21 protein-coding genes, 2 tRNA genes and 2 pseudogenes are annotated in these 23,161 nt (G+C 25.2%); 4 read left to right on the top strand and 21 right to left on the bottom strand.

The genetic code is table 25. The features are described from left to right. Positions 1–18 precede the first annotated feature (18 nt). The 16 genes from HLG78_RS04330 to HLG78_RS04255 all read right to left on the bottom strand — a co-directional run bounded on the left by HLG78_RS04330 (position 19) and on the right by HLG78_RS04255 (position 13,652). A complete protein-coding gene (locus HLG78_RS04330; protein ID WP_231176531.1) occupies positions 19–555 on the bottom strand; it encodes a type II secretion system protein in 537 nt (178 codons plus the stop codon). After that, entirely contained in the window at positions 556–1,125 is a 570-nt protein-coding gene (locus tag HLG78_RS04325; protein ID WP_231176526.1) for a type IV pilus modification PilV family protein, read from the bottom strand. After that, a complete protein-coding gene (locus HLG78_RS04320) occupies positions 1,110–1,643 on the bottom strand; it encodes a hypothetical protein (protein WP_231176523.1) in 534 nt (177 codons plus the stop codon). The genes HLG78_RS04325 and HLG78_RS04320 overlap by 16 nt, the downstream gene beginning before the upstream one ends. Positions 1,644–1,648: 5 nt before the next feature. Then, positions 1,649–2,740, bottom strand: coding sequence for a type II secretion system F family protein (locus HLG78_RS04315; RefSeq protein WP_231176517.1), 1,092 nt, complete (start codon positions 2,738–2,740; stop codon positions 1,649–1,651). An 8-nt stretch (positions 2,741–2,748) separates the two neighbouring features. Then, a complete protein-coding gene (locus tag HLG78_RS04310) occupies positions 2,749–3,450 on the bottom strand; it encodes a hypothetical protein (RefSeq protein ID WP_231176514.1) in 702 nt (233 codons plus the stop codon). Continuing rightward, on the bottom strand, positions 3,443–3,961 hold the full coding sequence (locus HLG78_RS04305; RefSeq protein WP_231176511.1) for a hypothetical protein: 519 nt from the start codon (positions 3,959–3,961) through the stop codon (positions 3,443–3,445). Before HLG78_RS04305 ends, HLG78_RS04310 begins: the two co-directional genes overlap by 8 nt. 72 nt (positions 3,962–4,033) lie before the next feature. Further along, positions 4,034–6,205 (bottom strand): NAD-dependent DNA ligase LigA, encoded by a 2,172-nt coding sequence (gene ligA, locus HLG78_RS04300; protein ID WP_231176507.1) that lies wholly within the window; start codon positions 6,203–6,205, stop codon positions 4,034–4,036. A 102-nt stretch (positions 6,206–6,307) separates the two neighbouring features. Then, a complete protein-coding gene (locus HLG78_RS04295) occupies positions 6,308–6,778 on the bottom strand; it encodes a hypothetical protein (protein WP_231176504.1) in 471 nt (156 codons plus the stop codon). Position 6,779: 1 nt separating this feature from the next. Then, entirely contained in the window at positions 6,780–7,286 is a 507-nt protein-coding gene (locus HLG78_RS04290) for an ATP/GTP-binding protein (protein WP_231176501.1), read from the bottom strand. A 2-nt stretch (positions 7,287–7,288) separates the two neighbouring features. Continuing rightward, positions 7,289–8,179 (bottom strand): HD domain-containing protein, encoded by an 891-nt coding sequence (locus HLG78_RS04285; RefSeq protein WP_231176498.1) that lies wholly within the window; start codon positions 8,177–8,179, stop codon positions 7,289–7,291. Positions 8,180–8,476: 297 nt separating this feature from the next. Beyond that, a tRNA-Trp gene (locus tag HLG78_RS04280) sits at positions 8,477–8,549 on the bottom strand. Between the two features lie 58 nt (positions 8,550–8,607). Continuing rightward, a tRNA-Lys gene (locus tag HLG78_RS04275) sits at positions 8,608–8,680 on the bottom strand. A 247-nt stretch (positions 8,681–8,927) separates the two neighbouring features. Further along, positions 8,928–10,208 carry a nitrogenase component 1 gene (locus HLG78_RS04270; protein WP_231176495.1) on the bottom strand — a complete coding sequence of 427 codons (1,281 nt, stop codon included), beginning with the start codon at positions 10,206–10,208 and terminating at the stop codon, positions 8,928–8,930. A gap of 7 nt (positions 10,209–10,215) precedes the next feature. After that, positions 10,216–11,907, bottom strand: coding sequence for a nitrogenase component 1 (locus tag HLG78_RS04265; protein ID WP_231176492.1), 1,692 nt, complete (start codon positions 11,905–11,907; stop codon positions 10,216–10,218). 2 nt (positions 11,908–11,909) lie between these two features. Continuing rightward, positions 11,910–12,737 (bottom strand): nucleotide-binding protein, encoded by an 828-nt coding sequence (locus HLG78_RS04260; RefSeq protein WP_231176487.1) that lies wholly within the window; start codon positions 12,735–12,737, stop codon positions 11,910–11,912. A 21-nt stretch (positions 12,738–12,758) separates the two neighbouring features. Next, positions 12,759–13,652, bottom strand: coding sequence for a radical SAM protein (locus HLG78_RS04255; RefSeq protein ID WP_231176469.1), 894 nt, complete (start codon positions 13,650–13,652; stop codon positions 12,759–12,761). Between the two features lie 86 nt (positions 13,653–13,738). Between HLG78_RS04255 and HLG78_RS04250 the strand changes: the two genes are divergently transcribed. From HLG78_RS04250 to HLG78_RS04240, 3 genes are read left to right on the top strand one after another with little or no spacing between them, the layout of a single operon-like run. Continuing rightward, positions 13,739–15,073, top strand: a complete 1,335-nt coding sequence (locus HLG78_RS04250) for a radical SAM protein (RefSeq protein WP_231176464.1) — start codon at positions 13,739–13,741, stop codon at positions 15,071–15,073. Between the two features lie 24 nt (positions 15,074–15,097). Beyond that, the gene (locus HLG78_RS04245; RefSeq protein WP_231176445.1) at positions 15,098–15,832 is read left to right on the top strand and encodes a hypothetical protein; all 735 of its coding nucleotides are present in this window, start codon (positions 15,098–15,100) and stop codon (positions 15,830–15,832) included. 42 nt (positions 15,833–15,874) lie between these two features. Then, the gene (locus HLG78_RS04240; protein ID WP_231176433.1) at positions 15,875–17,128 is read left to right on the top strand and encodes a radical SAM protein; all 1,254 of its coding nucleotides are present in this window, start codon (positions 15,875–15,877) and stop codon (positions 17,126–17,128) included. Here HLG78_RS04240 and HLG78_RS04235 read toward each other — a convergent pair. The 5 genes and pseudogenes from HLG78_RS04235 to HLG78_RS05445 all read right to left on the bottom strand — a co-directional run. After that, complete coding sequence (locus HLG78_RS04235) at positions 17,125–18,033, bottom strand: radical SAM protein (protein WP_231176431.1); 909 nt, start codon at positions 18,031–18,033, stop codon at positions 17,125–17,127. The genes HLG78_RS04240 and HLG78_RS04235 overlap by 4 nt on opposite strands. After that, positions 18,015–18,977 (bottom strand): radical SAM protein, encoded by a 963-nt coding sequence (locus HLG78_RS04230; protein ID WP_231176428.1) that lies wholly within the window; start codon positions 18,975–18,977, stop codon positions 18,015–18,017. The genes HLG78_RS04235 and HLG78_RS04230 overlap by 19 nt, the downstream gene beginning before the upstream one ends. Before the next feature lie 4 nt (positions 18,978–18,981). Then, positions 18,982–20,034 carry a radical SAM protein gene (locus HLG78_RS04225; protein WP_231176425.1) on the bottom strand — a complete coding sequence of 351 codons (1,053 nt, stop codon included), beginning with the start codon at positions 20,032–20,034 and terminating at the stop codon, positions 18,982–18,984. Between the two features lie 3 nt (positions 20,035–20,037). Continuing rightward, positions 20,038–21,282, bottom strand: a complete 1,245-nt coding sequence (locus HLG78_RS04220) for a radical SAM protein (protein WP_231176421.1) — start codon at positions 21,280–21,282, stop codon at positions 20,038–20,040. A gap of 94 nt (positions 21,283–21,376) precedes the next feature. Then, positions 21,377–21,679, bottom strand: a pseudogene (locus HLG78_RS05445) (sulfotransferase domain-containing protein); the annotation flags it as partial. Between the two features lie 171 nt (positions 21,680–21,850). Between HLG78_RS05445 and HLG78_RS04215 the strand changes: the two are divergent. Next, positions 21,851–22,901: pseudogene (locus HLG78_RS04215) on the top strand (IS3 family transposase); the annotation flags it as partial. Positions 22,902–23,161: the final 260 nt, after the last annotated feature.

Genomic DNA, 23,161 nt, shown 5'->3' with positions numbered 1-23,161 from the left:
TTTTTCTCATAGTATAGATTAATCAATATTATAAAAAGACTGAAATTTTGTATTTACTGAATATGGCCAATTATCTTTGGTGTAATCTGCATTTTTTGCTTGTATAAAAACCCAAAAACCATAATTATACATATCTTCATACTCCAAATTTCAATCATCCAAATCTTCATAAGGAAGAATTTTGAATCATAAGCTTTCAATATATACATTATTTTTATTTGTTAAGGGTATATCTTCTCAATTTTTTTCTAACTGAATCCAAGATTTTGAATTTGTTCATGTCTTGTAAACGGATATATCATCAAGATATAATTTTTCTACCAATCAATCATCATCTTCAAGATCATCATAATTATCATAATTTATATTGTAAATTTCTGAAAAATCTTCTAAACTATTAGACAAAAACATAACTTCATTAGATACATTTTTCTCATTCTCTATTCTTATATTTGCATTTGCTATGAAAATATAACTTCTAAATAAAACTGCAAAAAGTATTCAAACAACAACTATTGAAATCATTAATTCTATTAATGTGAAAGATTTTTTCATTTATCTTGTATTTGATATAAATGTTTCCAAGCTCACTTCGTTTTTATTTCATCATTTATTATATTCAACCACAGACTCAACTTTAAATATATCATCAGATTGTTGTCAATCCTTCAAGTTCATCTCATCAAACTCAAGATATCTTGCAAAAAATGTTTCTTCTCAAGTATCATCATGATTAAAATAAAATTTTGATTCAGATCATGTATGATAATACAAAAGATTATCTTCAAAATTTTGTGATGTTGGATTAATATCATACTGTGAAGATGAAATTTCCAATCATACTTTATAAGTTCATGTTAAAAAAGTATCTTTGCACTCATAATTTGAATCATAATCTACACAATTTCGAACCATTCATTTTTCTTTATTGGTATCAACAATATTTAAAACCATTTCTATTCATTCCTTTGCAAAATATGTAGCCTGTGATCTCATAGTCACTTGATCAACATTAAAAAAGTTTCTTGCAACCAAAGACAACAAAGAAGTAAGAATAAATCACAAAATTAAAATCACAATTAAAACCTCCATCAATGTAATAGATTTTTTTAGTTTTGGCATCATACTTGTTTAATTTTACATGATCTTAAATCTACACTTATACAATATTTTCTACTTTCATCAAAATCACTTATCATTTTGAATTCAACATTATCTGATCAAATAGATTCTTCATTTTCAATATCATAAAAATTACAACCAAACTTATAAGACTCTTTGATAAAAATTCAAGTTCAATAACTATTTCAATCTATATTAAATTCGGAAAAGTACATTTTATCATATGTATTTTTTCAGTATTCAACTTGATCAGATTGATTAGGAAATCATAAAAATTCTTTTGAAATATTTTTTCAAGAAAATATTTTTGTATATCAAGTACTCCATCTTGAACCATACTCGTACATAGGAGATTTTGAATAAAATGCATAACTATTAAAATCATTAAAAAAACTTTCTTTTGCTAGTCTAAATTCTGCTTCATCAATTTGTCTTTTTCATATATAAGAAAAAATAGAAAGCACAATAGAAAGTACTAAAATAACAACAACAATTTCTAGCAAAGTAAAAGACTTTTTCATTAAATTTATAAACTAATATTATCAATTAAATGAGTAATTATTGAAAATATTCACATAGCAATAAAACCAATTACAACACCCACAATTAATATCATAATTGGCTCTATCATTTTTCATATATTATTAAGTTTTGAATAAAACTCTTCTTCATAGATTTCTATCACATTTCATAGTGCTGTATCTATATTTGCTGTTTCCTCTCAAGATTTTATCAAAGCTCAAATATCTGAAGGTATAATATTTTTATAACTAATCATAATATCAACAAAACTTTCTCATTTATTTATTCATACTAATACTTCATCCAACATAGTTTTATAATAATAATTTGGCATAATATTTTTTAAATTTTTGAAAATGCTTTTATAATCCATTCATGCAGATATCAAAAGCTTTTTATATCTAAAAAATTTCATAAGATAATAATATTGAGTAATTTTTCAAATAATTGGTATATTTAAAACAGCTCAATCAAACCATTTTTTTCACTCTTTAGTAGATACAAAGACAGAAAAACCAAAAATCATCAGAAAAAATCAAAAAAGTATCCTAAAACCATTTTCATTAAAAAATTCTGTAAGTGTGATCATCAGATTGGTAGCAAAAGGGAGTTCTCATGCATCAAACTCATCTACCAAAGATATTACTCAAGGTAATATTACTGTAAACGTTATATAAACTGCAAAAAGTGAAATTAACAACAAAAAAACTGGATATATAAGACTAGAAATGTATTGTTTTTTTATATTATCTATAAAACTATATTCCTTTGAAAGATACATCAAAACATTTTCTAATTCTCAAGAATTTTCTCAAGATTTTATAATACTGACATCTCATTCATTAAAATGTTTTGGCAGCTTTCATAAACTTCTTGAAAAAGTTTCTCATTTTTTTAGTGATTTTATTAACTTATCACATATATTATTAATTGCTATATTATTTGAGTTTTCTCAAATTATCTTTAATGCATCAACTATTCAAACTCATCATTTAACTAAATATGAAAGTTCCTTAAACAACAAAATTTTTTCTTTGTTTGAAATTGTTCTTGAAAGTTTGTAGTTATAAATTTTTGTTATTAACTCTTCCAACATTTTTCTTTTTATTTATAAAAATAAGCTTTTAAATTTAGAACTATATCTTGAGTTTGCTCATACTCAACAACATTAAATTCTATGTTTGATATAGTATAAAAAACTCAATAACTTTGAAAAATCCTATTTTCTATATTATCAAGCAAAGAAAATAAATCTTCTTGATTATCTACAGTTGCAGAAATATTTACTGGCACACTCAAAATTCTATCTGAAAAATCTTCTTCACTTATCTGAGAAAAGTTGATATTATTTATCTCAGCTACTCTTTCATCTCATTTTTCAAAGATAAACTCATCAATATTTCTTAACAAATATCTTTGATTAAACTTCATTTTATTTTTCTCAAATTCTTCCAGCAACATATAAGATCTATACTTATATTCTTTATCAAAAAAATTACTTTTAAGTTCTTCATTTAGTCAATCACAGTTTCAATAATTAACACACATTAATACATCAGATTTATTATCTTCTATTTTATTTATGTTTTCTTTTATTGTTTGAAAATAGTCAAAATCTTTTTTTATGTTATCCAAATCTTCCTCTTTTTGGGTCAAATATTCTTCTGATTCTGACCTATCTTGAAAACTTTCTACAAAATCAGACCAAAAAATAAATCAAAAAACTAATATCAAAAATATTATCGCTTTTTGCTTGATTTGTTTACTAGTTTTTAATATTTGTGCTTGTATATTTTCATTATTCATTTGTTTTTATTTTTATTTCTAAACTAAAACTATAATCTCAGTTAGCTTTTTGGTATGTATCTACATCAATTTTTTCTACAAAATCAAACTCTTTAAGTCTTGATAAAACTCAATTTTCATCATATACATTTTCCAAACTTGATACTATTCAATCAACAGCAAAATAACTTTCAGATATGTCATAATTTTCAAGTTGAATATTACGTCATTCTATATCTCTTATTTTATCAAAAATCTCAATCATATTTTCATATTTTTCTATCCAAGAATACTTATAGTTATTTTGAATAATTTTTTCTCATAATATAAACTTTGTAAGATTTTCATCTTCTTTTTTAGAGTCTAATCTTTCTTCATACTCATTTATCTCAGAGGATATAGATTCTGCCTGTGAATAATTTATATGAGAAACTCCAAAATTATAAGTAAATATAATAATTCAAATTCAAAAGACTAATAAAACAAGATAAAAAGTATAATTTAGCTTATTTTTGACTATTTTCTTAAGCATACTATTAGATTATATATAAATCATATATAATTTTATTTAATTTTTTCAAAAATGCAAAAAATTGAATGTATTTTAAAACAATCAAGCTTGTTTGGGAAAATTTTTTCTAAAACCAAAATCATTTTTCAAAAAAACATATTTTTTTATCAAATCATCAACAGAAAGTATATTTACTCATAATTTTTTAGCTTTTTCAATCTTGGAACCTCATTTTTCTCATGCCAAAAGAAAATTTAAGTCTTTTGTGACTTGAGAAGAAAACTCTGCTCAATATTTTTCTAAATTTTCCACTATTTCATCTCTTTTTTGCTGAAAACTTCAGGTAATACAAAATTTCACTCATTCTAAAGGCAATTTTTCTTTCTTTTGACCCAAATTATCAAATCTTACTCAAGCTTGATAAAGTTCATTCATAATCTGTATATTTTCCTCATTTGTAAAAGTTTCTTTCAAAGACAAAATAATTTTTTCTCATATTCAATGAATTTGGGAAAGAAATTCTTCATCTGTGAGGTATTTTATTACAAGCCCGGGCGCTGTTTCGGATTCCAAACTTGCCCCCGGACTTATAGTTTCTAAGTTCTCTACCAAAATTTTAGCAGTCTTTTTCCCTACAAACTTTATACCCAAAGCATTTATCAACCTCCACAAAGGAGGATTTTTACTGTTTTCTATCTGGAAAAGCATATCATCTACCCTCTTGTCTCACATCAGAGGAAGACTTTTCAAATAAGACTTTTTATTTTTCAAAGAATACAAATCAGCATAATGTTTGATAATACCAGTATCTACCAGTGTTTCTATAAACTTGGAACCCAAACCATCTATATCCATACAGTCTTTGCTTACAAAATGTATGATTTTTTCTTTGATTACAGAAGGACAGTTAATATTACTACAATAATAATTCACATCTCCTTCTACCTTCATAACTTTGCTATCACATACAGGACAAACTGTAGGAGGATAAATTTGTTTTTCTTCTCAAGTTCTTTTTTCTTTGATAACTGATAAAATATATGGAATCACTTCGCCACTTCTTTGGATCCATACCCAATCTCATATCCTAATATCTTTTTCATTTATAAAATCCCAATTGTGCAGAGTAGCTCTAGAAATATTTACTCCTGATAAATTCACAGTTTCCAAAATAGCCACAGGATTAATGCTTGAAGTACGAGACACATTCAACTCTACATCTATAATCTTAGTAGCAATTTGTTTGGCTGGAAATTTGTATGCTATAGCCCATCTTGGATGATGGTTTGTAGCTCATAGTTTTTCATGAAATTTTCTTTCATTGATTTTGACAACTATTCAATCAAATTCTATATTTTGATTTTCAAAGTATTCTTGAGTTTGTGGATCTTGACATATATCAATAACTTCCTGTATATTTTCACAAACTTTATGCCAGTCATAAACTGCAAAACCAAAACTTTTCAAAGCTTCTTTAAGTTCAGACTCTGTTTCAGCAAAGCTATTAAAGTCTGAGCTTTGGTAGACACAATCATAAATAAAACAAACCAATTTCCTATTTGCTACAATCTGAGGGTCTAACTGTCTCAAAGTACCAGTAGCTGCATTTCTTGGATTTGCAAATGAAGATTCTCATTTTTTTTCTTTTTCTTGATTTAGCTTATTGAAAACAGATTTTGGCATCACTATCTCTCATCTTACTATCAACTTGGAAATATTTTCAAAATTTTTCAAATACAAAGGAACAGTATCTATCATTTTCACGTTTTCTGTAATATCCTCACCTGTATATCCATCTCACCTGGTAATAGCTTTCGATAATTTTCAATTTTCATAAACAAGTTCTACACTACTTCCATCAAATTTTGGTTCCAAAGAATAAGTATATTTTTCTTCCACTCTTTTGGCAATAAATTCATCTTTATCCAAAAGATCCTGTGCATTATAACTATTTTCCAAACTGAGCATCGGAGTTTCGTGTTCAGCAGTTTTGAAACTGTCTTGGATTTGACCCACTAGTCTTTGTGTGGGAGAGTTTGGAGAAATTATTTGAGGATTTGTTTCTTCTATTTTTTTTAGTAAATCAAAAAGTTGATCATACTGGTAATCAGAAATAGTAGGATTAGAATATATATAATAAAGATTGTTGTGATACACCAAAACATCTATCAAGTCATGATAGCTGTTATCAACATCCTCAATTTCTTGAGGAGAGTTTAGTTTCAAAAATTTTTGTGTAAGTTTTTCCAATGAATTATCTATCATCAATCATATTAATTTTAAACAATTTTTTTATACAAAAAAGACTAATTTTTTCAAGTTAAGAAAATATCTTTTCTTTGAATATAATTGACTTAGTAAAAACATCTAACAACCTAGATTTTCTTTTAAAAGATTAAGAAAGTTAATATATCTTCAGTAAACTCTTTCTATGGCTTTTAAGTCAGCAGTTTCAAAATGCTTTTCTACATCTATTTCTAATTCTTCTTGTGTACTGGACACAACACTTGCAACAAAAGCAGCATAATATCACACCACATCAATTCATTTAATAACTCTATATCATTCTTTCCCCTTTACTCACTGTATCTGTCAAACAAATATTTTTCTTTCTCACTCATCATTTATTCATAATATATGAGCCGGTTTTCATTTATAACTAATCAAAACTCAAACATCTCATACAAGATCCACTTTTGGAATATCATCTAAATCAGTTGGTGAAAAAAGTTTTCTTATTTCCAATTTGTTTACATCCACAAACTTCTTACTTTTCAAAAATCAAGTAGGCTCTGGCAGTTCAACATCCCTGAAAGCTTCAGAAAATCTTTTAGTCATTTTATTGGCTTACTGTATCTAAAACTTGATTCATTCTATCTTCCACAGTTCAAGTAAGTTGTGTATAGTTAATTCACAAATCATCCAAAAATTTTTTGTAAGTTTTATCTATACTTGCTTGGAAATCAGGGTCAGTACTTCTCACACCATCATCTTCTATAGGGAACTCTGGAGCAATATAAAATATATAGTCATAATTATGAGTCTTTGTAGCTACTTTTTTGGCTACTGACACTACATCATCATCCATACCTAAAGCTTTTGCATACACATAATAATCAAAAATACATTTATCTGCCACAAAATCGCTTCTTGTCTTTTCATTTGCCATTTGTTGTCATATCAACCAAGTTTGAGTTTCTATAGGAGTTCATTCATTTATTTCAAGTCACATATTGTAAGCATCTACTACTATATCAGGAAGCACTTCCAAATCAAACTTTTCTGATATTTTTTTGGATATAGTAGTTTTACCAACTCAATGAGCACCACATATTGCTATCTTCATTGTTATTTCAAATTAATATTAAAATAATCCAAATATTGGTCTATAACTGCTCTAACTTTTTCTTTGTCATAACCCTCTTCTTCAGCAATCAACATGATCTCATCTATAGAGTCTTCTTTTTCTCTAGACCAGTTACCATATATTTTAGCCAATTGAGGATGAGAAAAATCACTAGGAGATATACTTATCAAAGCAAAGAAAAACATCATCTGATCAAGTTTTCAAGCCTTTATATATTCTCAAATTTTATCAAAGCTAAACTCTACCCTATCCTGCAAAGATATACCATCTTTTATCAAAGGAGTATTTCTTCTTTTCCCAGTCTCCCAATATCTTCTCACCTCTTCTCTAACATCTGTACTGACTCTGTCAGCAAGTCTTACTATCTGTCACTCCAAGGAATCTGGTTCTTTTAGTTTTGCTCAATCAAGCCTTTCTGTCATATAGTCATGATTGTAAATATAGTCCATAATAGAAGAAATTTGTCATTCATCCAAATCATATCATTTTGATCTAAGTCTTTTTTGAAAAAGTCTTATTTGAGCTACTCAACATTTGTTGTGCTGTCTTTCACACTTATCTTGTTTACTATGATTATCACTTAGATGAAACCTTCCTGAATCATGCATCACAGCCATAACATATATCAAAGCTTTGTTTGTTTTTTCTCCAGACTCCTCTTCAAGAATATCTGCTATTTCCAATGCTTTTTTGTATACATTGTGAGTATGTTGAATCCCATGATCCAAGTTTTCCAAAAAAACCATAAAGCTTTCTGGAAGAGTTTCATTTGTATCACTAGAAAGCACCAAAGACAAATTTTTTTTGGTAGCATCAGTATAAGATTGGATGCTAGAATCCTCTGGTAATCTTAAAACATTTTCTAGTTTCATTTTTTAATAAATATTTAAGTTTAAACAAAGATTATTATAAGGAAAATACTACAAATATCAATTTTTATTAACCCGTAGAGAGTTTTTTTTGCAAATATAATATGTTGGTTTTTTGACTTTCTTTATTATAGTATGTTTAACCAAATATTGTTTAGCATGTCATATTAAAGCTTGACCCTAATATCTAGAAGATCAGATTCTATCCTGCTAGAGTCCCTGATCAAGCCAAAGAATGGCAGAGTATTCTAAATCTATAAAGAAATGCCTGCGGGAGAAATTTTTTCTATAACAAAAAAACAGGGGTGGCAGGACTTGAACCCACGACCCGCGGCTTTGGAGACCGCTGCTCTACCAGCTGAGCTACACCCCTATATACATCAAATATAACTATCAAAAAATTTTTTTCAAGCCTTTAAACAATCATAAGCTGGGTCAGGAGGGATTCGAACCCTCGACCTTGGGCTTAAGAGGCCCCTGCTCTGCCAACTGAGCTACTGACCCTTTTCTTTAAGCAATTCTTAATTTAATGTTTTTAAAATAAATTTCAACAGATTTTTCCTAAAACAAGAAATTATCACAAAATAAAAAATAAAATCACATTGTTAATTTAATATTTGATAAATTAATCAAGCTTATTTGATAAATTAATCAAGCTTATTTTATACTCAAATAGCACATATACACAAATAGAATCAATAATGTTGAATTTTATTATTTTATAAATTTAAAACTAATAAGTACAACAAAATTATTTTATATATAATTCGTAGCTTAAATTTACCAACCTTTCCAAAAAATTCTCAGCTCACTTAAACCCCAAAAATGGCTTTTCATTTAAAAAGTGTGAGTGCAAACTAGGAAAAGAAAATATTAAAGATCTTTGTGATGACACAGAAATCAAGCTATTTCACACAAAATAATCTATATCTGCACTTGAAAATTGTTTATTTATGTAATAATATGTTTTTCAGAAATAAGACTTACTTTTTATTTCCTTGTTATCTTCATCATAATAATTTTTATTTTTCCTACAATATCATATATATCACAAAACATCTAATCACAACAAAGAAGCAAAATCTCATATTCAATTAAAAAAATTGGGATCTCATGAATACAACAAAGTTTTTCCTAAGAAATCTTTCTTGATAAATGGCTTAGCTTTTTCTAGAAAAGTATTTATTTCATTTTTTATTTTTTTACTTGTATTCTCATCTAACTGTCTTCAGTAAACTCATTCATAAACATCTAATAAAAATTTTTTCGTAAAATAAGGTCAAAATGGAAGTGAAGTTTCAATTAATTTAGCTCAAGTTTCTTTTGCTATGTAATCAGCAGCTTTTCTTCAATAGGGAAGTTTAACAACATATTCACAATTTTTTATTCTTTCCAAATCTTCAAAATCACCACCACTCAACCATATTGTTTCTGCTTCTAATCAAATTAAGTTTAATAAATTTCTTAGCTCTCTAATATTTCAGATACAATCACCCTCATTACGATCATACATGTTTCAAACAATTCAAATTTTATTTTTTTGTAAGTTTAAACTTGAATAATCAATATTTTTTGCTATTGACAAAAGAAACTCTTCATATCATTCAAGCCAATCTCTATCCTCAAACAAATTTACATTAATTATTTTTTGCTGAATTTCAGACTCATTTATTATTTTTTCATATTGCACTCACGTAAGTTTTGCCATTGGCATGCTAGACAAAAAAATTGTATTTATTTTTCTATTTTTTGATATTTCACTTATTTTATCATAAACAAACTTTTCATGTCACTTTACTATATTTCTTGTTGTAAGATTGGTAAAAAAAACTTTTTGATTTCTTGAAGAACTTCTCAAAGAAGAAAATTTATCATGGTTCATGTCTATTATTTCAGACTTAAAAAAAATACAGTCTGGACCATCTACTAGTATAGCCGAATCTCTTATTGCATTAACTCACAACAAAACTCATACTAAAAAAGGGATGTTGGTAGTGTCTGAATATTTTATGGCATTAATTTCACTTCCCATTATAATTTTATATATAATATAAATTTTTTATTTTTTTTCTTGACTCACATAATTTTAACAATTTTTTTTGAGAATAAACAGCTCAACTTACTCAATAATATAGATCATTATGTGAAAACTGAAACTTATCCTTATTCAAGATACGACTATCATTATACATTTCCGAATAATATATATCAATATCTTCTCTTAATAAAAATTTTTCTAAAACAGTATTACTATTAGTTATTTCGTAATTAATTTTATCATCAAGATTTTTTTCTTGTATATTATTATAAATAATCGAGTTCAATTCCATGTGCTCTGAATAAAATAAAACATTTATTTTAAATCACATCTCTCTAAAAAAATTTATAATTGGAACTCATCTTAGAACACCAAAAAAATCATTTATTTTTTGAGGAGTTATTAAAAATCAAACTCAAAATTTTTTTGTATAATTTTTTAAAAAATCAAACTGTTCTTTTTGTTTATGAAAATAATTTTTTAAATCTTCATCAAAATTATTATAAAAGTTTCATACGATTCTGTTATAAAAATTTATTGAATTTTCTAATCAATAAGGAATATTTTCATAAATAGTAATTTTACCTGTATCATCAAAGATATGATTTAATTCTTCATTTAAATCACTTTTAAATAAAACTTGTGTTTCTGATCTTCAGTACATATCTATCAACTTCTTATTTACTTTTGGAACAATATTACCATTAAAACGAATTCAGATTCATCAAAATAAATTACTTGATTCCTCAATAAAATCATAATCTCAAACTCACACATATATTAAACTATTTTTTATTTTATGAGAATTTTTATTCTTTTTCACAAGAACTTCTAATTCTTTGTACGAATCAAAAGCATTTTGATCCTTATAAACAATAGGCGTATTTGTTTTTTTTTGATACCTTTTAATAAGCGATCTCAAATCATCCCCAATTATAGAAGGAGTACAAGTTTGATTAATTGTAATTACATCATATTTTTCAAAATCAAGATTATCCAATATTTCCTCTATTTTGTAAATTCATCATTCCACAATTGTATCATGTTGAGTTATATTTGTAAAATATCAATCTTCATTAACATAGTCGGACTCATAAAAATCACTACTATAATTATCTTGATCTTCAAATTCAAAAAAACTACTCATTCACTTAGAACTTCATCCCAACAATGATTCAGCATTACAAATATAACACTCCAACTCACTATGATTTATATAACAGGAAGAAAACTCATAATCAAGAGTATCTCTGGCTTTTCTTTCATACACATAATCTGAAAAGAATGTAAAATCTAAAATATTATCTAGTTCTTTTTTTTGAAATTTTTGATGCGATCTTAAAGCTCACATTATAAAACATGCATCAATATATCAAACAATTTGTTCATTTATATCTAAACTACTTCATTGTAAAGAATTTTTTTTAATCATATTAAAAAATCAATAATAACTTTTTTTTTCAAAAAATTCTTTTGCTTTAATAAATATATCATCTTGTTTTTGATTTGAATCAATAACGCAAACTCAATCATTGTTTTTTAATTTAATGTATAGAGAGCAGTTATTTTTTTGTATAAATATTCAAATATTTTCAGGTGTTGCTGATATAAATTTTATCTCAAGATTTTTTAAGTTAAATAATTTTTCAAATATTTTTTTTGCATTATAATCTCAAAAAAACACCCTATTCATAATTACTTTTTTTGAAAGTTGTAAAAAACAAAGTCATCAAATTCTTTGTCATCAAACGGAGTAGGCACAACTCATCTAGATTCATCAATATTATCTGCAATCCCTTTAAAATGTTTTACAATAGTGGAATAACTTAAAGAATCATCTTCAAAAACTGTTTTTCATTTTTTTTCCATCTCCAAAAGTTCATTAGACCTAGGAACAGTTCATATAATTTTAGTTCATATACTATATGCAAAACCTTTTACTGGGGCAATATCAACATCATTACTCCTTTGATTTAAAATCAATCCTCATAAATCAATTCAATTTCTTGAGTAATTAACTACTGCTCTAGCAATATTATTTGCTGCATACAAAGACATTATTTCTTCAGAGGTAACCAGATAAACACTGTCTGCAAATCAAATTTTTAATGGCGAAGCAAATCATCAACAAACCACATCTCATAGTACATCAAATATAACTATATCATAGTTACTTGTCTGCAGCAAATCAACTTCTTCAAAAATCTCAAACATTAATGATATTCATCTTCAGGCACATCAAATTCATGCAATTGGTCAACCAGCCTCTACACAATCTATTCAGAATTTTCAACTATATACAAACATATCTTTAGAAATCTCATCTATATCATAATATTTTGTTATATCTATAACAGTTTTTATATCAGTATTTTTAGGAAGCAGCCTTTTTGTTGAATCATGTTTGGGATCACAACCAACTTGAAGCACTTTATATCAATTAAGAGCATAATATACACTTAAGTGAGTTGAAACAGTAGATTTTCAAATTCATCACTTTCAGTAAATAACAATCTTTTTCATGCATAATTTTTGAGGTCTAAATTATTTAATTGGCTCAAACTCATCCCATCAATATATTTCAGGATATTCCTTCCAGGGTCACTCACAATACTTAAAGTATTTACAAGTCTTACATTTTTCAACCTTTACTTTTCATTCAGCAACTCTATAATCCTTATAACTTTCTGTAGTATGTTCAGCATCAATAACTGTTGTTTCTGGCATTATATTCTCTGCTATTGCATACTCATATCACTGCATCAGACAATATGGAATAGCTTCTGTAAAAACTGGAATTTTATAGAGATTTCATATATCTATTCATTTTTTTATATATGGCATCACATCAGTCTTTTTAGGAACAATCTTTACTTTATTTTTATCAGCAGATCATAATATATGAACAAAAGCAAATTGAAGTTGAGAAACTCACAGTTCACACAGTATTTTTGAAAGCTTAGGTAATTCTCTATAATTTTTCTTAGTAACAACAATGTTAAATATTATAGCTTGTCTTAATCTTTTTAGATTATGTACTCATTTTACAACCCTTTTCCAGGCTCATTTAGTTTTAACCAAATCATCATGAGTAGATGGATTAGCTCAATGAATAGAAGGTCAAAACTGTGTCACTCAAGCATTAATAAGACTTTTACAATAATTAATGTCATCAAAATTTGTTCAATTTGATTGTATTTGTATTTCTTTATATCAGATACTACTTGCGTATGAAACCGCCTCCACAAGTTTCGGATGAACAGTTGGCTCTCATCAAGTAAAAACTGCTTCCCTACATCAATTATCATATTCATGCTTTGTGATTTCTTTTATTTTTTCTAATGAACGTGGCTTAAACAAAAACCTTTTATCTCACTGCACACAAAATTCACAAAAATTATTACAAGAAAATCAAACCTTTATATCAGCTCTTTTCATTCAATATTTATATCAAAATAAACTTGAATTAAGTTTATAAAAAAATAATATTTTTTCAAGAACTTTTTAGATTTTATTTACTCTACATGAATTCTATTGAAAAAAAAAGAAGAATAATAAAAAAATTGATAAATCCATGACATGATTTTTTATTTGATAGGTTTAGTATGAACAAAAAAAAAGAAGTAAGCAAAACAGAAATAATAAATCTACGAAAAAAACACTTAAAGATTATAGACAACAACCATCCCATTAGTTTTTACTTACATATTCCATTTTGTGAAAAAATTTGTAAATATTGTATGTATGACAAACTTTTGCTAACAAATCAAAAACAAAAAAAAGATTATATCTTAGATGTTAAAAATTTTTTATACAATTTTATAGATTTATTTAAGAAAGTTGAATTTAGCTGAATTTATGTTTGATGAGGAACTCCTAGCACATTAAATGAAAGTGAGATGGAGGACATATTTTGATATATTTTTAAAAACTTTAAATTCAATAAAGACTATCAAAAAACAATAGAATTAAATCCCTGCTCTACATCATTATCTAAAATAAAAAAAGTAAAAGATCTATGATTTGATAGAATAAGCTTTTGAGTCCAATCATTCAATAAGAACACACTAGAAAAAGAAAATAGAAGATACGTAGATAAAGAAACAATTAAAGAATTTATAAGTTACTGAAAAAAAGTATGAATAGAATTCATAAATACAGATTTAGTTCTATGATTATGAGATGATGACATAAGTGATTTTATAAGTAATTTAAATATATTAAAAGAGTGTGAGCCTGATAGCATCACATATTACACTGTAATGAAAGAACAAAACAAGACAAATAATATATATATAAAATATTGAGATAAATTTTATGACAATTTGGAAAATTTATTTACAAAAACAATTAAAGGCAGTAAAATAAAAAACAAATATAACACAACAAAATTGAACAATGTGTTGTGATATATTTTTAAACATAAAAAATCTTGAAACAGTAAAAAAAGCTTTTGATTGTATTCTAATGAAAAAAAATCTATTTTTGGTGTTTGATACAAAAGCATTTCTAAAGTTCGAAATCTATGAAGTTATGAAACAAGTTTTTTTAAAAATTGAAAATTTATTTTTTCTATAGAAAAATTAGATAATAATTATGAGATTCTATCATATACTTTAAAATCCTTTCAAGATAAAATAGACAAAATAGATTTCAAAAAAAAGTTCAATAAAAACATTAAAGACATGTTTAAAGAAGAAATAGATTTCTTAATCAAAAATAATATTATAATTGAAGATGATAGGTACTTATATTACAATTGAGAAGAAAAAAATATATGATTTTACTGATTAATATTTTTGAGCCCAAAAGAATTATTACAAATTGCAAAAAATAGAAAAGAGTGAATCAAAAGCTAATTTAAGTAAATTACAAAAAATAAAATGAATGTTTTAATATTGTGAACATGAAAACAAGGACTCAAATATTACCAATATTTCAAGTCGCTATGATACAGGATTAGCTTATGCAATAGATCATGAGTAGATAAAAAAAACAAATTCAATTGAACTAATATTTTCAAATTTGATAAGATAAAAAACATAAAATTTTTTGAAAAATTTGATATTATTATAATTGCCATAAGTCCCACTGCAGAACAAACCAAAGTATTAAAATTTATACTTAGTACAAATATTAAAAATTCAAAAATAATAATAGAAAAACCCGTATCTTATGAATTAGATTTATTAAATCAAATAATTGATAAAGAAAACATATTTTATTTCAATGATGAAATATATTTAAATCTAATCTTAAATAGGAAACCTATTAAAATAAAATCAGCATTTGATAGAGACATACTAGAACATTCATTATGATACTTTCTAACATATAAAAATTTTTCGACAATATTGACAAACATAAACTTTTACCTTCTAAATAAAAACATAGATTATATATACTATGAAATTGAATTTCAACAATGAGAAAAATTAATAAATTATAAAGGAAACATAATAATTAAAATCTGACACAAAAAACAAGTAAATGAAATGAACTTCAACAAATGCTTATATAATTTACTCAACACATCAAAACAAGAAAATAAAATAATTAAAAAAAATCTTTTTTACCTAAATAAATTTATAAAAAACAAAACTTGAAATAAAAAATAAATTAAATATCATTATTATAATTTTAAGCTGTACTAATTTTTTATGAACAAAGAACTAAAAAATATAGAAAAAATTAGAGAAAAATTCATACAAAACAGAATTAAAGAATTTTGAGATATTGAATTAAAAAAAGAATCTAAGGAAAATTTAGATTTTATAAAACAAAATTTAAGATCATTAGAATGAGTTTCTTTCACAGGAATTTGAGACTGATTATTTTATGGGTGAAGATCTATATGATGTTCTGAATGCATAAAATGACAATGATGCACAATTGTAATTAGCTATTTATGTAATAGAAGCTGTTTTTTTTGTTATGAAAAAAATCCTTTATGCCCAGAAAATAGTTTTAACGCAGCCACAAATCAAAAAGATTACAACAAAAGTCTAAGAATCATAGACGACACATTCAGCACAAACAAAAACAACAAAACCCTAGCAATCACATGATGAGAACCATTTTTACACAAAAAAACAGTATTCAAAATTCTAGATTATGTAAATGAAAAATACAGCTGAGTTATAAAAAGAATCTATACTACTTGAGATTTTATTGATGAAGAAATATTAAAAAAATTAAAAGACAAATGAGTATCAGAACTTAGATACAGCATAAAACCCTATGAAAAACCAAAAACAGAACTATACAAACTTTCAAAAAAATATATCCCCTCAGTACTTATAGAAATGCCAGTACAACCTGATACTTATGAATATATGTATAAAATTATGAAAGAACTATCGGATCAAAATGCAATAAATTGATTTAATCTAAATGAAATGACATATAACTGACATCACAACACTATTTATAATAAATTAAATTACAAAATAGACTTACAAAAAGGTGAACTAGTAGAAAAGTATTATTGAATTTCTAAAAAAGAATATCCTATATTATGAAGTAAACTAACTTCTTTAAAGCTAATACATGACATAATAAAAAATGAAAAACCTACGTATTATATACACTTTTGCTCCATAGAAACTGTACAAAAACACAACTTTATAAGAAGGAAAGAGCTGGCAGAAAAATTTAAAACACCAACATCGGAAACCACACCATTATGATTTCATAAAATATTAGTAATTTATAAAAATATAAATAATGCAATAAAACTGTTTAAAAAAAATAATATTTACAATTTTAAAATAATTTATAATAATTGACACCCAGAAAAAATTGAAACTCACCCAAACAATGCAAAATTCATTTCTAAAAGTCTTTTCGAATCTTATTTAATTTTCAAAGACCCTAAAAACAGATTTTGACTAAACTACAAAAAAATGCTTTAAAACTCAAATATGTTAGGAAATCAAAAACATGTATGAGAATACTTACAATTATTACATTGATTTGCTTTAAATCTTCACCTAGGGTCTACTTTATTCCTATCATGCTTCTTTTTTTCATCCTTTATAAATATTTTTGATATACTATCTAATGCCATAAAATTATCTTGTAAATTCCCATGTAATTCCTCTGGAACAAAACAAAATGGCATATCTGCCAATACCAATTTCCTAGTTTGGTCAGATGAAAGTTTTTCATAAAGTATTTCTAAAGAAGAAAATAAATCATCTTTTTTAACTTTAATTTTTTTTGTTAATTCTCCAGATTCTATAACTGTAATATCCGGATAAGTTAGTACAAAAGATGTGTAATTAGGCAAATTTTTCTCTATATAATTTATAGTGTCTAATATTTTTAAATGCTCTATATTGTAATTTGTTAACACATAATTTATTCTTATTTCATGATTATCTTTATATTTTCAAATATTTTTTAATATCTTTTCAAGCCTACTTTTCCATCAATCTATATTCGTTTGTGTAATCTTTTTAAATAAATCATCTTCTATTGTATGAACTGATAATGTTATTCGGTCTATATACTTCATTGCCTCTTTACTAAAAACCTCATCCTCAAACCTTAATCAGTTAGTTGATATCTGCACTCACATTCATAATTTTTTTGCTAACTTTATTGCTTTCATAAAGTTTTTCTCTATAGTTGGTTCTCATCATACTATTGTTAAATGATTATAACCTTCTTTATAATAAGAAATTAGCAACTTATAAAAATACTCAAAACTTAATGACTTTCACTTATGATATTCTATCAACTCTGTTTCACTACAAAAAAAACACCTTTCATTACACTTCCATCACAACGGTATCTCTATCCTTTTGTTTTTCATTTTATCTTTAAAATTATCTTTTCTAAATTGCCTTTATAATCAATTCATTTGGGTTTCACATTTATATAATTATATCGTTTTTTATTTTCATATACTCATCAACATATTTCATTTAATATACAATTTTTACAATCATCAAGCAATCAATGTTGAAAATCTCTTCAAGACTCATTAATTTTTTCTCTAAAGTCCAAAAAACGAACATATCTTTTTTCATCTTTTACTATCTTTCTACATTCAGTATTAGCCCACTCATATCAAGGTATGAAACAAAGTGGCATTTTTTCAACCCTAAAAGTATTTCATATACTTTCTAAATATTTAAATATTTGAACCAAGCTATTACCAGCCTTTTCCAGGTCAGGTAATATTTCATCTTTTTTATCTTTTCATTTTTTTGGCATCATTTCAGGATCCATAACATTTCGAACAAAATGTGATATATTTGGATTTAGTTTTTTAATAAATTTTACTGTTTTATCCAAATGATCTTGATTATATTTTGTAATTACAGAAGTTATTTGAGTAGTAATTCAATACTTTTTTAAATTTATAATAGCTTTAACCATTTGATCAAATGCTCAAGGATACTCTCTAATTTTATCGTTTAACTCTTTTTTATATGTATAAACCGATAAATGAACAATATTTATTCATGCATCTTTAATTTGTTTTACATTTTCAGTTTTTGAAAATAGGTACCCATTAGTTATTACTCTAGCTTCAATTCAATTATTTTTAATAATATTTACAACATCAATAAAATTTGGATGAATAGTAGGCTCTCATCATGTTATTATAATAGAATTAAATCATTCTTTTTTTAGTATTTTAACTGAATCTTCTATTTCAGATAAAGATAAAAAATTACCATTTGAAGGGTTAGAACAAAATATACATTTATGATTACATATTCTAGTTATTTGTAAATATCAAATATTCATTATATTACTGTTTTTTTATAAATTCATTAATTTTTTTCCTAGCATATTCTTCTCCAAAAAACTCTAATCGTGCCTTGTATATTCATAAGCAAAATTTGTTATATTTGCATCTTTCACACTCTTTAAGTTTACTTTTTTCTTTCTGTAAAACTCTGAATGTGTCGATATTTTCATCGTTTTGAAGTCACTTTTTTTTATCTTCCTCTATTTTCTTCAACCTGTTATATTCTAAATTATACTTGGGATAATACATCAAGCAAAGAGGAGGACCCACAAAATGAATATCCGGCAACAAATCATTTTCTTCACAGTAATTTATTAGTTCCTCTATATATCTTTTTTGTTCATCATTAAAATCGAGCAATACCTCTTTTCAATATTCCCAAGCATATCAATGAGGCTGAACAAATCATAAAGATATTTTCCTTGTCACCTTTTCCAAATTTCAGTTTCAATCAAAATGATGCCTAGGTTCTATTAAATCAATAAATCATATTTTTTTTAGATATAATAAAAATTCTTTTAAATAGGGCAAGTTAATTTTTGTAATAACAATATTTAAATAAATTGAAACTCAATGTTGATTTTTCTCATGTGTATAAATATTATTTTTTTTAACATAGAAAACTCGCTCCTCTAGTTTTTTTGTGTCCAAAAAGCATCATAAACTATAATTTACATCATTTTTATGGCTATGTTGTGCTATAAAAATTTCATCCAATCAAGCATCATATAGTTTATTAATTTTAAACTTATTATTGATTAACAATATTCAATTAGTTTGTATTTCTACAGTTCATATTCATATTTTTTTTGCTAGTTTTATGTATTTTTCTAAATTTTTATTCATTAAAGGTTCTCATCATGAAAAGGAAATTGTTACATACTTTAATTGATCTTCATTATATTTTCTAGCAATTTCTAAAATTTTATTTATAACTTCTCAATCAGAAACATCTACAACTCAATAATTATTTGTTTTTAGTACATTACAAAACTTACATTTTCGATTACACTTATAATTTGTTCTTATTATCTCATTTATATATTGAACCATTTATTATTTAATTGGATTAAGTATTTTAAATCAGTATTTTTTTATAAAATTTATATGAATTCACTTACAAGAATTATATAGTTTACATTCTTTACATCAAGTTGATTTTATTCTAAATCATTCATCCATAAACCAATTAGTAAAATTAACTATGTTTGCTTGTATTTTATGTTCTAGCAAATAATCATTAAAATTTGTAAATGAATTATTTTTTCAAGATAAACAGTATGGAAGATTTAAAACATCCCTACCAAATACTTCTCATTTAAAATTAACAATATCAGCTGGATAAATTTCATTTATTTTATCAATACTTCTATGTGAGAAAAGTTTTTCTTTTTTATTTTTTTTATTTGAAGAAAAATAGAACTCATTTAGGTTATCACAAAACCAATTCATATAACAATTTGCACACCTAATTTCATCTCTACACTCAGGCAATTTTCTTTTTTTAAAGACTCTTTCCCACTCCTTCTTAGCCTCATTAAGAACTTCATCTGACATTTTTTCTGGAGATTGAATCATATCCTCAAATCACTCTAAAAGTCATGGAAACACCCTATTAGCTCGCATATGTACTCTTTTGTCTTCAGACTCTTTCCATAGTTTGTGTAAACTTTCTTTGTGATTATATATATCATCAAACAACAAATCACCTCTATTTTCCCATGCTAAAGCCTGAGGGACAATCTGTAGTATATCATACTCAAAAACTTGCAACCTTTTCAATAACTGCACTATTTTATATGCATAACCTACATTAGGTTTACAAATAATAATATCACAATTTATTATAGTTTCTGGATGATTATTCCTTATATAATAAATTGCTTTTATAATATTTTTAAAAGCTCATTTTAATCAGGTAAGGCTATCATGAAGTTCAGGAGTATGTCAGTGAAGTGAAAAAGTTATTTCATCAAGTCAGTTATCTATACATTTTTTTGTAAAACTTTCACTTCAAAACTTATATCAATTTGTTATTGTCTGTATCTTTGTATATCAAACATCCCTTGCATATTTTATATAATCAATAAATTTAGGATTAATACTAGCTTCTCACCCAGAGATTATAGCCTTATTTTTATATCATTTTTTATATGACTTCTCTAACTCATACTTTATTATTTTATCTTCTACAAAACTTTTTTGTTTTAAATTGTCTGAATCCAAACAAAATATACAAGAACTTATACAAGAATTACTTATCCTTACCCATACTCTATTTTCAGAAGAAATTATAGTCATAAGCAAAATATTTTAAATTAAAATTATACTAATATACTAAGTTTTTTATAGTTTAATTCAAGAATATTTTAGTAAAATAAAAAAACAATTATATTTATATCTTATCATAAGCCCAATAAGAAATTAAATCTTTATTAATTAATTTATAATCATTTAAAAGTTTATTTATTTTTATAACCTCTCACTTAAGTTTTTTCATTAAATATAATTTATCATTTTCACTAATTGATTTGTTAGAATTAGAAGTATTAACTTTTTTATACACTATAGTAAATTTTTCAATTTTTAAAAAATCAGTGATTTCATTGATAATTTTTTGATTATCATATAAAAAATCTTCGTAAATTATAACTTTTATTCTATCTTTATTAAAATATTTTAGATATCTTTTAAGATGACTTGTAAAATTAATATATTTTGAATAAAAAAGTTGACTAGGTATAATGGACCCAATCTCTGGACCAGTATTTAAGGTGGATAGTTAACAAAATTGTTGAAAATTAGGCATAAGAAAATATTATAAATTAAATATTGTCTAGAGAGATTTAATTTATAACAAATCAATATTATGGGAAATAAGAGAAATAAGTACAGTTCCAAATTTAAACTACAAGTCATTACTGAACTTATACATGGTCATAAAACTCAATCTCAAATAACCAGCGAATATTGAGTCCATCCTAATCAACAAAACAGATGGAAACAACAATTTATAGAAAATGCTGAAAGTATATTTGACGACAAGAGAGAAAAAAACAATAAGGATAAAGAAAATGAAAAGCTAATTGAACATTTATATTCAAAATTATGAAAAGTCACTATGGAAAAAGAGTGGCTGGAAAAAAAAATTGGAGAATTACCTAACATATTCTGAAAAAATTAAATTAATAGAAAAGGATAACAAAGAAATATCTATTAATAAACAATCTGAATTATTATGAATATCTAAATCGAGCTTATATCATGAAAAACAGGTGTCAGATAAAGAAAAACAAATTATGGATAGAATTGATGAAATATACACAGAACATCCATATTACTGAAGTAGAAGAATTAAACACCAACTAAAAAGAGAGTGATTTAATGTTTGAAGAAAGAAAGTCAGTAGTCTTATGGCAGAAATGTGACTAACAGCTATATACCCTTGAAAAAAAACAAGTATACCTAATAAAGAAAATGAAAAATATCCATACTTATTAAGAAACCTAGAAATCACAAGACCAAATCAAGTATGGGCAACAGATATAACATATATCCGTTTAAAACATTGATGGGTTTATTTGGTAGTAATAATTGATTGGTATAGTAGAGCAATACTATCTTGGGAATTATCATTAACACTAGAGTCAGAATTTTGTATAAGTGCACTAAATAGAGCACTTGCATTATATGAACATCCAGAGATAGTTAATTCTGATCAATGAAGTCAATTTACAAGTGTAAGATATACAAACAAACTAAAAGAAAATGGAATAAAAATAAGCATGGATTGAAAATGAAGATGGATAGACAACATTATAGTAGAGAGAACTTTTAGGACTATAAAACAAGAAGAAGTATATATATATGATTATAGAACTCCATTAGAAGCATATAATTGTTTGCAAGAATATATTGATAAATATAATCAAGAAAGACTTCATTCGGCATTAAATTATAAAACTCCACGAGAAATATATTGATTATCTAAAGACATCAATATATTTAATACCACTGTCAATAGAGCACCATTTATTTATAATGTTTAATACAAATAAAATGTCACTACCTTAAATAAATGCATAAACTGGTCTTGAAAAAGGGTCCACTTATTATTTAGCATAGCATACTAATTATATTATAGAATTTTTCAATAGAATTAATCACTTATGTATTGAAA

The organism is Candidatus Absconditicoccus praedator, from assembly GCF_021057185.1.
GTDB classification, from domain to species: Bacteria; Patescibacteriota; Gracilibacteria; order Absconditabacterales; family Absconditicoccaceae; genus Absconditicoccus; species Absconditicoccus praedator.
The sequence above is the reverse complement of the archived record's forward strand: the minus strand, read 5'-3'. Positions and strand labels throughout refer to the sequence as shown.